This window comes from Campylobacter sp. CFSAN093229 (assembly GCF_011068225.1).
GTDB classification, from domain to species: domain Bacteria; phylum Campylobacterota; class Campylobacteria; order Campylobacterales; family Campylobacteraceae; genus Campylobacter_D; species Campylobacter_D jejuni.
Map to the genome: position 1 here is coordinate 32,595 of NZ_JAAMXB010000008.1, position 14,943 is coordinate 47,537.

The 14,943-nt window shown below is 31.7% G+C and carries 17 protein-coding genes; 15 read left to right on the plus strand and 2 right to left on the minus strand.

Going from position 1 to position 14,943, the window contains the following annotated elements:
- Positions 1 to 3: 3 nt before the first annotated feature.
- From rplQ to hisIE, 9 genes are all read left to right on the plus strand, one after another.
- Positions 4 to 357 carry a 50S ribosomal protein L17 gene (gene rplQ, locus FBE93_RS04620; RefSeq protein WP_002851332.1) on the plus strand — a complete coding sequence of 118 codons (354 nt, stop codon included), beginning with the start codon at positions 4 to 6 and terminating at the stop codon, positions 355 to 357.
- 172 nt (positions 358 to 529) lie between these two features.
- Positions 530 to 1,429, plus strand: a complete 900-nt coding sequence (hisG, locus tag FBE93_RS04625; protein ID WP_002932423.1) for an ATP phosphoribosyltransferase — start codon at positions 530 to 532, stop codon at positions 1,427 to 1,429.
- 7 nt (positions 1,430 to 1,436) lie between these two features.
- Positions 1,437 to 2,723 (plus strand): histidinol dehydrogenase, encoded by a 1,287-nt coding sequence (gene hisD, locus FBE93_RS04630; protein WP_002932426.1) that lies wholly within the window; start codon positions 1,437 to 1,439, stop codon positions 2,721 to 2,723.
- The gene (gene hisB / locus FBE93_RS04635) at positions 2,720 to 3,778 is read left to right on the plus strand and encodes a bifunctional histidinol-phosphatase/imidazoleglycerol-phosphate dehydratase HisB (RefSeq protein ID WP_002932429.1); all 1,059 of its coding nucleotides are present in this window, start codon (positions 2,720 to 2,722) and stop codon (positions 3,776 to 3,778) included. Before hisD ends, hisB begins: the two co-directional genes overlap by 4 nt.
- The gene (gene hisH / locus FBE93_RS04640; protein ID WP_002932434.1) at positions 3,775 to 4,362 is read left to right on the plus strand and encodes an imidazole glycerol phosphate synthase subunit HisH; all 588 of its coding nucleotides are present in this window, start codon (positions 3,775 to 3,777) and stop codon (positions 4,360 to 4,362) included. The genes hisB and hisH overlap by 4 nt, the downstream gene beginning before the upstream one ends.
- Positions 4,359 to 5,090 carry a 1-(5-phosphoribosyl)-5-[(5-phosphoribosylamino)methylideneamino]imidazole-4-carboxamide isomerase gene (gene hisA / locus FBE93_RS04645; RefSeq protein ID WP_165434218.1) on the plus strand — a complete coding sequence of 244 codons (732 nt, stop codon included), beginning with the start codon at positions 4,359 to 4,361 and terminating at the stop codon, positions 5,088 to 5,090. Before hisH ends, hisA begins: the two co-directional genes overlap by 4 nt.
- A complete protein-coding gene (locus FBE93_RS04650) occupies positions 5,075 to 6,031 on the plus strand; it encodes an HTH domain-containing protein (RefSeq protein ID WP_002932439.1) in 957 nt (318 codons plus the stop codon). Before hisA ends, FBE93_RS04650 begins: the two co-directional genes overlap by 16 nt.
- Positions 6,032 to 6,799, plus strand: a complete 768-nt coding sequence (gene hisF, locus FBE93_RS04655; protein ID WP_165434219.1) for an imidazole glycerol phosphate synthase subunit HisF — start codon at positions 6,032 to 6,034, stop codon at positions 6,797 to 6,799. It abuts the gene before it with no gap.
- Between the two features lies 1 nt (position 6,800).
- Entirely contained in the window at positions 6,801 to 7,424 is a 624-nt protein-coding gene (gene hisIE / locus FBE93_RS04660; protein WP_002932443.1) for a bifunctional phosphoribosyl-AMP cyclohydrolase/phosphoribosyl-ATP diphosphatase HisIE, read from the plus strand.
- Between the two features lie 23 nt (positions 7,425 to 7,447).
- Here hisIE and FBE93_RS04665 read toward each other — a convergent pair whose 3' ends face one another.
- Together FBE93_RS04665 and FBE93_RS04670 are read right to left on the minus strand one after the other, a co-directional pair.
- Positions 7,448 to 8,608, minus strand: a complete 1,161-nt coding sequence (locus FBE93_RS04665; protein ID WP_165434220.1) for a 2,3,4,5-tetrahydropyridine-2,6-carboxylate N-succinyltransferase — start codon at positions 8,606 to 8,608, stop codon at positions 7,448 to 7,450.
- A 25-nt stretch (positions 8,609 to 8,633) separates the two neighbouring features.
- Positions 8,634 to 9,740: an Mrp/NBP35 family ATP-binding protein gene (locus FBE93_RS04670; protein ID WP_002932448.1), complete on the minus strand. Its 1,107-nt coding sequence runs from the start codon at positions 9,738 to 9,740 to the stop codon at positions 8,634 to 8,636.
- Positions 9,741 to 9,862: 122 nt separating this feature from the next.
- Here FBE93_RS04670 and FBE93_RS04675 point away from each other — a divergent pair, with 122 nt between their 5' ends.
- From FBE93_RS04675 to prfA, 6 genes are all read left to right on the plus strand, one after another.
- Entirely contained in the window at positions 9,863 to 10,978 is a 1,116-nt protein-coding gene (locus FBE93_RS04675) for a bifunctional 2-C-methyl-D-erythritol 4-phosphate cytidylyltransferase/2-C-methyl-D-erythritol 2,4-cyclodiphosphate synthase (protein ID WP_002932449.1), read from the plus strand.
- Positions 10,975 to 11,862 (plus strand): response regulator, encoded by an 888-nt coding sequence (locus tag FBE93_RS04680; RefSeq protein ID WP_165434221.1) that lies wholly within the window; start codon positions 10,975 to 10,977, stop codon positions 11,860 to 11,862. The genes FBE93_RS04675 and FBE93_RS04680 overlap by 4 nt, the downstream gene beginning before the upstream one ends.
- Complete coding sequence (locus tag FBE93_RS04685) at positions 11,840 to 13,000, plus strand: sulfate adenylyltransferase (RefSeq protein ID WP_002932450.1); 1,161 nt, start codon at positions 11,840 to 11,842, stop codon at positions 12,998 to 13,000. Before FBE93_RS04680 ends, FBE93_RS04685 begins: the two co-directional genes overlap by 23 nt.
- A 4-nt stretch (positions 13,001 to 13,004) precedes the next feature.
- Positions 13,005 to 13,505 (plus strand): phosphatidylglycerophosphatase A, encoded by a 501-nt coding sequence (locus tag FBE93_RS04690; RefSeq protein WP_002862253.1) that lies wholly within the window; start codon positions 13,005 to 13,007, stop codon positions 13,503 to 13,505.
- Between the two features lie 78 nt (positions 13,506 to 13,583).
- The gene (gene rpsT, locus FBE93_RS04695; protein WP_002856547.1) at positions 13,584 to 13,847 is read left to right on the plus strand and encodes a 30S ribosomal protein S20; all 264 of its coding nucleotides are present in this window, start codon (positions 13,584 to 13,586) and stop codon (positions 13,845 to 13,847) included.
- An 18-nt stretch (positions 13,848 to 13,865) separates the two neighbouring features.
- Positions 13,866 to 14,933: a peptide chain release factor 1 gene (prfA, locus tag FBE93_RS04700; protein ID WP_002858952.1), complete on the plus strand. Its 1,068-nt coding sequence runs from the start codon at positions 13,866 to 13,868 to the stop codon at positions 14,931 to 14,933.
- Positions 14,934 to 14,943: the final 10 nt, after the last annotated feature.

The window sequence follows — 14,943 nt, forward strand, 5'->3', positions numbered from 1 at the left end:
AGAATGAGACATAAACATGGATATAGAAAACTTGGCAGAACTTCATCTCATCGTGCTGCCTTATTAAAAAATTTAACTATAGCTTTAGTAAATAGCGGAAAAATCGAAACTACTCTACCAAAAGCTAAAGAACTAAGAGGTTATGTAGAAAGATTGATTACTAGAGCAAGACTTGGAGATTTTAACGCTCATAGAGCAGTTTTTGCTTCATTGCAAGATAAAAACGCTACTAATAAACTAGTGACTGAAATTGCTCCAAAATTCAAAGATCGCAATGGTGGATATACAAGAATCATCAAAACAAGAATTCGCCGTGGTGATGCTGCTGAAATGGCTTTCATTGAATTTGTAGCTTAATCAAATCCTAGCTTTTGCTAGGATTAATACTTCAATTAAATACCCTAAAAATAAAAAGTTTTAAATAATTATTTTAAATAAAATTAAATTTATTTATTTTCTAAAACCCTTGCTAAAAATTCAACTATTTATGCTAATATAAGTTTTTAATTTTTAATTTCAAGGATATGTTATGCAAGAAAACACTCGTTTACGCATTGCGATACAAAAATCAGGTAGACTTTCAAAAGAATCCATAGAGCTTCTTTCAGAATGTGGTGTTAAAATGCATATCCATGAACAAAGTTTGATCGCTTTTTCTACAAATTTACCCATAGATATTTTACGCGTTAGAGATGATGATATCCCAGGGCTTATTTTTGATGGGGTTGTAGATTTAGGCATTATAGGAGAAAATGTTTTAGAAGAAAATGAACTTGAACGTCAGTCTTTAGGAGAAAATCCAAGCTATAAGCTTTTAAAAAAGCTAGATTTTGGATATTGCCGTCTTTCTCTTGCCTTACCTCAAGAAAATAAATTTCAAAATTTGAAAGATTTTGAAGGCTTAAGGATAGCTACTTCTTATCCACAACTTTTAAAGCGTTTTATGAAAGAAAATGGGATTAATTATAAAAATTGTATGCTTACAGGTTCTGTTGAAGTAGCCCCTAGGGCAAATTTAGCCGATGCAATTTGCGATCTTGTTTCAAGCGGGGCAACTTTACAAGCAAATAATCTTAAAGAAGTTAAAGTCATTTATGAATCTCGTGCTTGTTTGATTCAAAAAGAAAATGCTTTAAGCAAAGAAAAACAAGCCTTAGTGGATAAAATTATGTTGCGTGTAGCAGGAGTAATGCAAGCAAGAGAATCTAAATACATTATGCTTCATGCTCCAAAAGAAAAGCTTGATAAAATTCAAGCCCTACTTCCAGGAGTTGAAAGACCAACTATCTTACCTTTAGCACACGATGAAAAAAATGTAGCTTTACATATGGTAAGTAAAGAAAATCTTTTTTGGGAAACCATGGAGGCTTTAAAAGAAGAAGGTGCGAGTTCGATTTTGGTTATGCCTATAGAAAAAATGTTAAAGTGAGTAAAAAATGCAAATTTTAGTATATGAGAATTTAGATGAAAAACAAAAAGAAGAAGCGTTAAAACGCCCTGCTATAAGTGCGAAAGATGAAATTTCAAAAATAGTAAGTTCTATCATTAAAGAAGTGCAAGAAAAAGGTGATAAAGCTTTAATAGAACAAGCTTTAAAATTTGATAAGGCTGAAATTTCAAAGATTAAAATCACTCAAGAAGAAATCACTCAAGCAAGCAATCGTTTAGATAAAGATTTACAAGACGCTATTTTAGTGGCTTATGAAAATATTAAAAAATTCCACGAAGCTCAAATCCCGCATGAAATCGCTCTTGAAACTACAAAAGGCGTTAAATGCGAGGTTTTAACACGTCCTATAGAAAAAGTAGGACTTTATATACCAGGGGGTTTGGCACCTTTGTTTTCAACGGTTTTAATGCTAGCCATTCCTGCAAAAATTGCAGGTTGTGAAAAAATCGTTTTAGCAAGTCCTGCAAAAATCAATGATGCCGTGCTTTTTTGTGCCAAGCTTTGTGGTGTGGATGAAATTTATCAAATGGGTGGTGCAGGAGCTATAGCAGCTTTGGCTTACGGTACGCAAAGTGTTTTAAAGGTGGATAAAATTTTTGGCCCAGGAAATGCCTTTGTAACCGAAGCAAAACGCCAAGTAAGTAGCGATATAAATGGAGCAGCTATTGATATGCAAGCAGGACCTAGTGAAGTTTTAGTAATAGCTGATGATTTAGCTAATGAAAAATTTGTAGCTAGTGATTTGCTTTCACAAGCTGAACATGGTGCAGATTCTCAAGTGATTTTGGTGTGTATAAGTCAAAATTTTGCTCAAAAAACAAGTGATGAAGTCCAAAGTCAATTAGAACTTTTGCCTCGCAAAGAACTTGCAAGCAAAAGCATTGCTAATTCACGCATTATCATAGCTAAAAATTTAAATCAAGCCTTAGAAATTTCAAATCTTTATGCTCCTGAACATTTGATCATACAAACTCAAAATCCACGAGAACTTTTAAAAGGTGTAAAACACGCAGGATCGGTATTTTTAGGAGCTTATTCCCCAGAGTCTATGGGTGATTATGCAAGCGGGACAAATCATGTTTTACCTACTTATGGACTTACTAAAACGCATTCTAGTTTAGGTTTGGCAGATTTTAGTAAAAGAATGACCATTCAAGAATTAAGTAAAGAAGGCTTTTTAGCTTTAGGTAAAAGTGTTGAAATTTTAGCACAAAATGAGCATCTAGACGCACACAAAAACGCTATAACTTTTCGTTTAGAGAGCTTAAAATGAGTCAAAAAATCCTTTTTATAGATAGAGATGGCACTTTAATAGAGGAGCCAAAAAGCGATTTTCAAATCGATACTCTTGAAAAATTGCGTTTTGAAAAAGATGCTATTCCTACTCTTTTAAAACTAAAAAATTTTGGATTTAAATTTGTCATGGTAAGCAATCAAGATGGTCTTGGAACGCCAAGTTTTCCAAAGGAAAATTTTGAAATTGCTCATGAAAAAATGCTTGATATTTTAAAAAGTTGTGGTATAGAATTTCAAAATATTTTTATTTGTCCGCATTTTGAAAATGAAAATTGTGCTTGTAGAAAACCTAAAACCGCTATGTTAGAAGAGTATATCAAACACGAACTTTATGATAAGGAGCAAAGTTTTGTTATAGGAGATCGCGAAAGTGATATGATCTTAGCTTCAAATTTAGGCGTGCGTGGTTTAAGATACGGCAAACTTTCTTGGAAAGAAATAGAAAATGAAATTTTAAGTTCTTTTAGAAGTGCGAGTTATCAAAGAACTACTAAAGAAACAGATATAAAAGTAAAAGTGTGCTTAAATGGGGGCAAGGTTAGCATTAAAACAGGTATTGATTTTTTTGATCACATGTTAGAGCAAATCGCTGTACATGGAGGTATAGGGCTTGAAATTTCTTGCAAAGGGGATTTAAAAATCGATGAGCATCATAGCGTTGAAGATGTAGCCTTAGCACTTGGAGCTTGTATCAAAAAAGCTTTAGGGGATAAAATCGGCATTGCAAGATATGGTTTTGCTTTACCTATGGATGAGTGTTTGGCAAGTTGTGCGATGGATTTTTGCAATCGTCCTCATTTAGTCTATAAAGCCAAATTTAAAAAATCTCATTTAGGGGCTTTAAGCACAGAAATGATCGAGCACTTTTTTTATTCTTTAAGCTATGCTATGGGTGTAAGTTTGCATTTAAAAGTTAAAGGTAAAAATGATCATCATAAAGCCGAAGGGCTTTTTAAAGCCTTTGCAAAAGCTTTGAAAATGGCAGTGAAAATAGAAAGTGAAAATTTAGCCAGCTCTAAAGGAGTGATATGAAAATCATCATCATCGATACAGCCTGTGCGAATTTGGCATCTTTGAAATTTTGTGTGGATAGATTAGGTTTTAATGCAACTATCAGTAGGGATTTAAAACAACTTGAAAGTGCGGATAAGCTTTTTTTACCTGGAGTGGGTACCGCAAAAGAAGCGATGAAAAATTTAGAACAATTTAATCTTATTGATTTTATTAAAAATACTAAAAAACCTTTACTTGGCATTTGTTTAGGTATGCAAATTTTAGGAAATTTTTCTGAAGAATTAAATCAAGAAACCTTAAAACTTATAGATTTTACAACTCAAAAATTTAAAGCTAAAGAAGGCTTTACTTTTCCACATATGGGATGGAATCAAGTTCATAGCTCTCATGCTTTGTTTAAAGGCTTAGAAGGGGCTTATTTTTATTTTGTGCATAGTTATTGTGTAGGACTTAGGGAATACACTATAGCAGATTGTGAGTATTCGCAAAAATTTAGTGCAAGTGTAATGAAAGATAATTTTTACGGGGTGCAATTTCACCCTGAAAGAAGCAGTGAAGCGGGGGAAATTTTAATTTCAAATTTTATTAAGGATATAGGATGACTCAAATCATACCCGCACTCGATCTTATAGATGGCGAAGTGGTGCGTCTTATAAAAGGGGATTACGAACAAAAAAAAGTATATAAATACAATCCCTTGGAGAAATTTAAAGAATACGAAAAAGCAGGAGCGAAAGAACTTCATCTTGTAGATCTTACAGGTGCAAAAGATCCTAGCAAAAGACAATTTGCTTTGATAGAAAAATTAGCCAAAGAAGTCAGTGTCAATTTACAAGTAGGTGGAGGCATACGCTCTAAAGAAGAAGTTAAAGCTTTGCTTGATTGTGGAGTAAAAAGAGTAGTTATAGGATCTATGGCGATTAAAAATGCGACTTTATGTCTTGAAATTTTAAAAGAATTTGATAGTGAAGCTATAGTTTTAGCCTTAGATACGATTTTAAAAGAAGATTATGTTGTGGCTGTAAATGCTTGGCAAGAAGCAAGTGATAAAAAGCTTATGGAAGTTTTAGATTTTTATAGCAATAAAGGCTTAAAACACATACTTTGCACAGATATTTCAAAAGATGGCACCATGCAAGGAGCAAATGTAAGACTTTACAAACTTATCCATGAAATTTTTCCTAATATTTGCATTCAGGCAAGTGGTGGAGTAGCGAGCTTAAAAGACCTTGAAAACTTAAAAGGAATTTGTAGCGGGGTTATCGTAGGAAAAGCTTTATTAGACGGAGTTTTTAGCGTAGAAGAAGGGATAAGATGTCTAGCAAATTAAGCTACAAAGAACTTACTTTAGAAATTTTAAAACAAAGTGACAGACCTTTAAGTGTTAATGAAATTTGGCAAAAAGCTCTTGAAAAAGGCTTAGATAAAAAGCTTTCTAGCATAGGACAAACTCCAATTGCTACTTTAGGAGCTAGGATATATGTAGATATAAAAGAATTACAACACAATTCTTTATTTATCAAAGCTTCCCAAAAACCTACAACTTTTTGGCTAAAAGAAAGAGAAAATGAACTTTTAAAGCTTGATAATAAAAATGAAATTACCAACGAAAAACAAGAAAAAAATAAATTTCATGAAAGAGATTTACACCCCTTGCTTGTAAAATTTTTATATGAAAATTTAGATTTTAATTTAAATTGCAAAACAATTTACCATGAACAAAGCAAAAAGGGTAAAGGCGGGGAAGATAAGTGGAATTATCCTGATATTGTAGGGGTTTATTTTCCTTATGATGATTATGAAAAAGAAACCATAACACTTTTAGAAAATATCAAACAAAACAGCTATAAACTTTTTTCTTTTGAACTTAAAATTGCTTTAAATTTTTCAAATTTAAAAGAATGCTATTTTCAAGCTGTAAGTAATTCTAGCTGGGCAAATGAAGGCTATTTAGTTGTTTTACAAGAAATTGATAGCGAAGTTTTAAGCGAGTTAAGACGCTTAAATCAAAGTTTTGGCATAGGAGTGATAAAACTTGAAAAAGATATTTCAAATTCTCAAATTTTAATTAGTGCAAAAGAAAAAGAACTTGATATTCAAACACTAAATATGCTGATTAATAAAAATCCAAATTTTAAAGAATTTATTGATGATATAAACAAACAAATTAAAGTGGGCAAAGAAGCAAAAATTCAAGCTAATTTTGATGAAATTAAAAGCGATGAAGAAATGGAAAAATATCTTAAAGAAAAATGTATTTTGGAGAAATAAATGCTTACAAAACGCATAATTGCATGTTTAGATGTCAAAGATGGCAGAGTAGTAAAAGGAACACAATTTAAAAACCATAAAGATATGGGAGATATCATAGAGCTTGCTAGGTGTTATTCTCAAAATGGTATTGATGAGCTTATTTTTTATGATATTGCTGCAAGTGCTAGAAAAGAACGCATATCAAGAGAATGGGTAAGTGAAGTAGCAAAAAATATCAATATTCCTTTTTGTGTTGCAGGGGGTATTAAAAGCGAAGAAGATGCAGCTGAACTTTTAGCTAATGGGGCAGATAAAATTTCTATCAATTCTTCTGCTTTAAATGATCCAAGCCTAATCACACGCCTTGCTAAAAGCTTTGGTGTGCAATGCATAGTAGTAGGGATTGATAGCTTCAAAGATGAAAATGGAAATTTAAAAGTATTTCAATACACAGGCGATGAAAAAACAAGCAAACATAGTGGAAAAAGCACTTTAGAATGGGTTAAAGAAGTACAAGATCTAGGTGCAGGCGAAATTGTTTTAAATATGATGAATCAAGATGGTATTAAAAATGGCTATGATTTAGAACAATTAGAAGCTGTATATAAAATTTGTAAAGTACCTTTGATTGCAAGTGGGGGAGCGGGAAAAATGGAGCATTTTTTAGAAGCTTTTAAACTAGGTATAGATGGGGCTTTAGCTGCTTCTGTTTTTCATCAAAAACTTATAGACATTAAAGAATTAAAAATTTATCTTAAAAATCAAGGCTTAAGTATAAGGATATAATATGCAAAATTTCAAAGAACTTAATGAAAAAATTGCTTGGCAAAAAGTGGATCATCTTTTACCTGTCATCATCCAAGATGCAAAAACTTGCGAAGTTTTAATGCTGGGCTTTATGAATAATGAAGCCTTAGAAAAAAGCTTAGAAAGTGGCAAAGTAGTCTTTTTTTCACGCACAAAACAGCGTCTTTGGATGAAGGGTGAAGAAAGTGGAAATTTCTTAAATATCGTAGATTTAAGCTTAGATTGTGATAATGACACGCTTTTAATTTTAGCAAATCCTGTAGGGCCTACTTGTCATACGGGCGATATTTCTTGTTTTGAAAAAATTTCTAAAAATGCGGATTTTGTTTTTCTAGCCAGACTTGAAAAACTTATTAATGCACGCAAAAATGCCGATGAAAATACTTCTTATACGGCAAAACTTTTCAAAAGTGGTACAAAACGCATCGCACAAAAAGTTGGCGAAGAAGGTGTAGAAACAGCTTTAGCAGCGACAGTAAAAGATAAAGAAGAACTTATTTGTGAAGCAGCGGATTTAATGTATCATTTAAGTGTTTTACTTGTAGATGCAAATCTTAGTTTCTCAGATGTGATTTCAAAGTTAAAAGAAAGACATAAAGCTTAAAGCTTTATGTAAATAAATTTGTATCAATGCAAGGCTTCGTTAAGTTTGACTGCTTTTTTATTTAAAGCTACTATCATAGCACCACTTATAGAATCTTGACGGAAATGTAGCCCATTTAAACCTTTAAGCTCTAAGCCTTTGTAAATTTCTTTATCAAAATTAAAATAAGGATTAAGTTTAGCAAGTTCTTCGGCATCTTTGAGTAAAAATTTCGTTCCTTCTAGCACCGCAATACCTGCATCAACTATACAATTATCCCCTAAAGGAATTCCTGTCACTGAATTAGCTCCCAAAAGACAAGCCTTACCTACGCTTATAGCATTGCCACTTGTTCCACTTAAAACACCTAAAATCGAAGCTCCGCCACCCACATCAGAACCTTCTCCTACTATAGCACTCGAGCTAATACGCCCTTCAACCATACAAGCTCCTGTTGTACCTGCATTAAAATTCACATAACTTGCCCCTGGCATGATGGTTGTTCCTGCTGCTAAAGACGCACCCATTCTTACTTTAGAACTTTCTAAAATTCTTGTATTATTCTCAGGGATAATATGTGCTAAAAATCTTGGAAATTTATCAACAAAATCGATTTTTGGATATTGATTGCTCATTTTTAAACGCATTTCATTTGCTCTTAAATACTCAAGCTCAATAGGTTTATCATCACTCCAAGCTACATTGCTTAAAAGTCCAAAAGCTCCATTTAGATTGATACTTCTTAAAGGTACTTTTTTAGTAGAAAGCAAATAAAGTTTTAGATAAACACTTTCTACACTTAAAGGTTCTTTATCCTCAAAAAGACAAACAAAAGCAAATTCATCGTCTTTAAATTTATCTTTGATAAGCTTTAATAAATCAATATTTTGATGTCCCTCTTCTTCTAAAAAAGGTTTAAAACAAGAAAGTGCAAAATCAATATCTTCTAATTTCAAAGTTTGTACAAACTCACTCGCATTAAAATCAATCTCCACACCCCTTTGCATAAAAGCTTCAAGCATGATTGCTGCTGAGCCAAAATTTTGCTCGTAATTAATCAAAGCAAAACTTGCTTGCAAGATTTTATTTTTATTTAGCTGTCCTCTATCAAGCCTTGCTATACCAAAAGCTTTAGGTTTTTTATAGCCACTTTTTTGCTCGATTTGTTTGATTAAAAGTAAAAAATCTTCTTTAGTATTAATCATTTTCTTTTCCTTATCCACTTAATTTTTAATGCGAACACGCACTTTTTCCATTCATCACAGGTTGTATAGCAGAATTATCCGCACCACCTTCATCGTTAATCTTTTCTATAAAGCTCCAAATTTTTTCAGCTGCTATTAAATAACGCTTTGAACTCACACTTTCAGGATGATAAAAGCTCACAGGCTTGCCTTCATCTCCACCTTCTCTTACTATCATTTCTATAGGAATTTGTGCTAAAACTTCACTTTTATAGGCTTTTGCCATATCTTCAGCTGTTCCTTTACCAAAAATATCATACTCTTTACCATTATCAGGACATAAAAATCCACTCATATTTTCAATCACACCCGCTATAGGAATATGAAGTTTATTAAACATATCTAAAGCTCTTTTACTATCGTCTAAAGATACGGTTTGAGGTGTGCTTACACAAACTCCTGCAGTAATAGGAATACTTTGCGCGGAAGTAATTTGTGCATCGCCTGTTCCTGGAGGCATATCTAAAAACAATACATCAAGTTCAGGCCAAATCACATCAGCTAAAAGTTGCTCGATTGCTTTCATAATCATAGCTCCACGCCACATAAGGCCTTGACCCTCTTCGATCAAAACCCCCATACTCATCATATAAACACCATGAGTTAAAATAGGCTTTAATCTCTGTCCTACTACTTCAGGCTGAGTTTTGGTTTCGCCTAGCATTCTTGGAATATTTGGCCCATAAATATCCGCGTCTAAAATACCTACTCTTTTTCCCATTTTAGCCATAGAAATTGCTAAATTCACTGTAGTTGTAGATTTGCCCACACCACCTTTTCCACTTGAAACCATGATGAAATTTTTTACTTGTGGAGCGATATTTTTTCCACTTCTTGAATTACTTTTTTCTTCAGGAATTTTTGGAGTGATGATATTAAGTTCGATATTTTTTAAAGCCAAACTCGATAAAACTTCAGTAACATTTTTACGAATTTCATTAGCTACTTCAGGATTTGCTGAAACGATTTCTATATCAATAAATACACCATCATCTTGAATTTTAATATCTTTTACAAAGTTAAAACTCACTATATCCTTTTCAAAACCAGGATATTTTACAGTTTTTAATTTCTCTAAAATTTGTTCTTTCATGTTTTTTCCTTGTCTTTTAAAAAAATCAATTTTACTAATAAAATGATAAAATTTAGCTTTTTATAAGTGTATAATATGGTAACATTATAAAAACCAACAATATTAAAAAGAGGAATGAAAAAATGAGTGAAATTAGCCTCATTATGTTAGCAGCTGGAAATTCTACTCGTTTTAACACAAAGGTAAAAAAACAATTTTTACGACTTGGAAATGACCCTCTTTGGCTTTATGCAACAAAAAATTTAAGCTCTTTTTATCCTTTTAAAAAAATAGTTGTTACCTCTAGTAATATCGCTTATATGAAAAAATTCACTAAAAACTATGAATTTATAGAAGGTGGTGATACCAGAGCAGAATCCTTAAAAAAAGCCTTAGAGCTCATAGATAGTGAATTTGTTATGGTAAGCGATGTGGCAAGAGTATTAGTAAGTAAAAATTTATTTGATCGCTTGATTGAAAATTTAGATAAAGCAGATTGCATCACTCCTGCTTTAAAAGTTGCAGATACAACACTTTTTAACAATGAAGCCTTACAAAGAGAAAAAATCAAACTCATTCAAACCCCGCAAATTTCTAAAACCAAATTGCTTAAAAAAGCTTTGGATCAAAACCTAGAATTTACAGATGATAGTACAGCTATAGCTGCAATGGGTGGAAAAATTTGGTTTGTTGAAGGTGAAGAAAATGCAAGAAAACTAACCTTTAAAGAAGATCTTAAAAAGCTTGATTTGCCTACACCTAGCTTTGAAATTTTTACTGGCAATGGTTTTGATGTGCATGAATTTGGAGAGAATCGCCCTTTGCTTTTAGCAGGAGTGCAAATTCATCCTACTATGGGGCTTAAAGCACACAGCGATGGAGATGTTTTAGCTCACTCTTTAACTGATGCGATTTTAGGTGCTGCAGGACTTGGAGATATAGGAGAGCTTTATCCTGATACTGATATGAAATTTAAAAATGCCAACTCCATGGAGCTTTTAAAACAGGCTTATGATAAAGTCAGAGAAATAGGTTTTGAACTCATTAATATAGACATTTGCGTCATGGCACAAAGCCCTAAACTTAAAGACTTTAAACAAGCTATGCAAAGCAATATAGCTCATACTTTAGATTTAGATGAATTTAGAATCAATGTTAAAGCCACAACAACGGAAAAATTGGGTTTTATTGGAAGAAAAGAAGGTATGGCAGTGCTTAGTAGTGTAAATTTAAAATATTTTGATTGGACAAGATTATGAAAGTTTTAATTATTGAAAATGAAATTTATCTAGCACAAAGCATTAGCATTAAACTAAGTGATGCTGGATATAGCTGTGAAATTATCAACTCGTTTGATGAATACAATGGTGAAAAATACTATGATATTGTACTGCTTTCTACAAATACTAATAATTTTCTAAAAGCCGTAGGTCAGTTTAAACATAGTATTATTATTTTGCTTATTTCTTATATAAGTACAGATACAGTTTCAAATCCTTTGAAATTAGGTGCTAGTGATTATATTCAAAAACCCTTTATGATAGAAGAGCTGATTAGAAAAATAAAGCATTATCAAGATTTTAGAAAACTTTCAATCCTTAATAAAGCTTATCAAAGCTACATCAAATCAAGATTAGAAACAATCAAAATTCCAGAGTATAATTATAAAAAATTAAAACTTCCATTGATATTAAAATCCAACAAGCAAAGCAGTGCTGATGCTTTTGTTTTTAATTATGTAAATGAATGTGACATTACTCTTTCTTTTATTGATTTAACATCTACAAATTCAGTTGAAAAAGTTATGAAACTTCCCACAGAAAACAATCTCTTATTTTTGAGTAATTTTCAAGCATTAAAAGCAGCAGAAAAGGAAAAACTCCTAGATTTTATACAAAACAAAAATGTTATTTTGCATACCAATTCAAATACAGATGATTTAAAAATAAACTGCATTAATTTAAATGATAATGAAAAAAATATCGATAGCAATGAAATTTTAACCATAGATGAGTATGTAAAATATGTTATTATAAATTACCAAAATATATTTCCTGATACTGATCTTTCAAAAAAATTAGGCATTTCACGTAAATCTTTATGGGAAAAAAGGAAGAAATATGAAATCAGCAAGAAAAAATAAAAACATTACCATAGATCAAAATGAATTTGGCATCTTATCACTTATTAAAGAAAGTTTGCTAGGCACTTGCACTCATTTAATGAATGAAAAAGAAGTCAATGAAATCATTAAATCAGGAAAATTTAAAGGAGAAAGTTTTCCCTATCCCTTAAGCTTTGCACCAAAAAATGCTGAAGAAGCACTAAATGATATAAAATCTGGCGATAGAATCGATCTCATACTAGACGAAAAAGTAGTAGGACATATAGACTTTAAAAGCCAATTTAAAAATAATAAAAATTTTTCTGATATTTTCAGTCCTAACACTTGCTCTTTGGAAGATATGGGAACAACTTGTATAAGTGGAAAAATAGAAATTTACAATTCTCAAATTAAAAAAATAAAAGAAAATTTTCAACAAATCAAAAACAATCTTAATGCACAAAAAATTACCGCTATAGTTTCAAGTTTTGATCCTTTGCATCGTGCTCATGAAAGAATGTTTCGTTGGACTATTGATAAAGCAGATTTAGTTGTAATTTTTCTTGTAGAATCTTTTGATGCAAATGGGTTTGAATTCGAACTTAAAGAAGCGTATTTGAAAAAATTTATTCAAAACTATCTTCCACCGGATAGAATTTTCATTTTTCCATTAAAAAATATTAATATTTTTCACGCTCATTTAAATCCTGGCTTAGAAAGCATTATCGCAAAAAGTTTAGGTTGTACCAAACTAGTAGTAGGACAAAATCATACAGGACTTGGAATGTTTTATGATGATAATCAACCAAAAACCATACTTGATGATTTTTCCAAGGATTATGGCATAGAAGTGATTGTTTTGCCTGAATTTGTATTTTGCGATCAATGTCGCATGATTGTTAGCACAAGATCTTGCCCTCATGGTTGTCATCACCATTTGCACTATAATTCTCAGTCTTTAAAAGATTTACTAAGAGCGGGTATCATTCCTCCAGCAATTTTCATGCGCAAGGAAGTATCTAGTGTTATCTTAACTTCTCTTTTTCCAAATAGATTAAAAAATATGCAAAAAATTTATAATGAGCTTTTTCCAACTGATGGAATTTTAGAATACAAAAATGATGAAGAATTTTATCAAAAACTTTTAGAAATTCATCAAATGTCTTATATGGTGTAACAAAATGCAAAAATTATTTTTAACTTTTTTTTATTCAGGTTCTATAAAAAAGGCAAGTGGGACTTTTGGTACTATCGCTGCTTTAATACCTGCTTTTTTTATACTTAAATATCTTGGGATTAATACTTTGTTTTTACTAAGCATTTTAATTTTTGTTGCAAGTATTCGTGTTATAGATGATTATGAAAAAAAAACAGGAATTCACGATGACAAACACATAGTTATCGATGAAGTTGCTGGGGTTTTTCTTGCTTGTGCTATTGCAGCAAGTGTTGAAAACTCGATAGTCAATTTTGTTTTGGCTTTTGTTTTATTTAGACTCTTTGACATTACAAAACCTTCTATTATTGGCAAGATAGATAAAAAAGTCAAAGGCGGACTAGGTGTAATGCTTGATGATATGCTAGCAGGATTGTTTGCTGGACTTTTAAGTGCGGTAATTTACGGATTTTTACTTAAATTTAATTTAGTTTTTTGGGATATAAATTTAAAAGATTTATTTTGAAATTTTGCTTAAATTAATTAAATTTTAAATTTTATTCTTATATAATTTAGTCTTTAATTTCAAAAAAGGAAAATATAAATGGCAAACCATAAATCTGCTGAAAAAAGAGCAAGACAAACTATTAAAAAAACAGAAAGAAATAGATTCTATAGAACAAGACTTAAAAATATAACTAAAGCCGTAAGAGAAGCTGCAGCAAATGGAGATAAAAATGCTGCTAATGAAGCTTTAAAAGTAGCTAATAAAAGCATTCATGCTATGGTAAGTCGCGGTTTCATTAAAAAACAAACTGCTTCTCGCCGTGTAAGCCGCTTAGCCCTTTTAGTAAATAAAATCGCATAATTTTCTATATAGTTTTTAATGTTAGCTAGCAAACTAGATCCTTTTTTAAAACGCTTTGAAGAGTTAAATTCTCTTCTTAGCAGTTCTGATATACTCAACGATATCAGTAAAATGACTACACTCTCTAAAGAACAAAAAAATTTAGAACCTATCGTTTTAAAAGCTAAAGAGTATTTAAAAACTTTAGACAATATAGAAGAAAATAAAGCTTTGCTAAACGATCCAGAACTTGGGGAACTTGCAAAAGAAGAACTAAAAACTTTAGAAGAATTAAAACCAAAACTTGAAGAAGAGATTAAAATTTTACTTCTTCCTAAGGATCCCAATGATGAAAGAAATATTTTTCTTGAAATTCGTGCAGGCACAGGTGGCGATGAGGCATCTTTATTTGTAGGAGATCTTGTAAAAGCTTATGCAAGATATGCTGAAAATCGCGGCTATAAACTTGAGATTGTAAGCTCTAGTGAAGGAAGTGTAGGTGGATTTAAAGAAATCATCATGCTTGTTAAAGGAACAGGGGCTTATTCAAGACTTAAATATGAAGGTGGAACGCACCGTGTTCAAAGAGTTCCTCAAACAGAATCCCAAGGACGCGTGCATACTTCTGCTATCACCGTGGCAGTAATGCCAGAAGTTGATGATATAGAAATCGAAATCAATCCAAACGATCTTAAAGTTGATGTTATGCGATCTTCAGGACATGGTGGACAAAGTGTAAATACTACTGATTCAGCTGTTCGTATCACTCATATCCCTACAGGTATAGTTGTAGTCAATCAAGATGGAAAAAGCCAACACAAAAATAAAGAAAGTGCGATGAAAGTCCTAAAAGCAAGGCTTTATGAAATGCAAGAGAGTGAAAGACTAGCAAAAGAAAGTGAAGCAAGAAAATCACAAGTAGGAAGTGGAGATAGAAGCGAACGCATTCGCACTTACAATTTTCCACAAAATCGTATCAGCGATCATAGAATAAATCTTACTTTATATCGCTTAGATGCCATTATGCAAGATGGGCTTTTTGATGAAATCATAGAACCTTTAATCACTCATCATCAAGCCCAAGCTTTACAAGAACAAAATTTATAAGATTTTATAC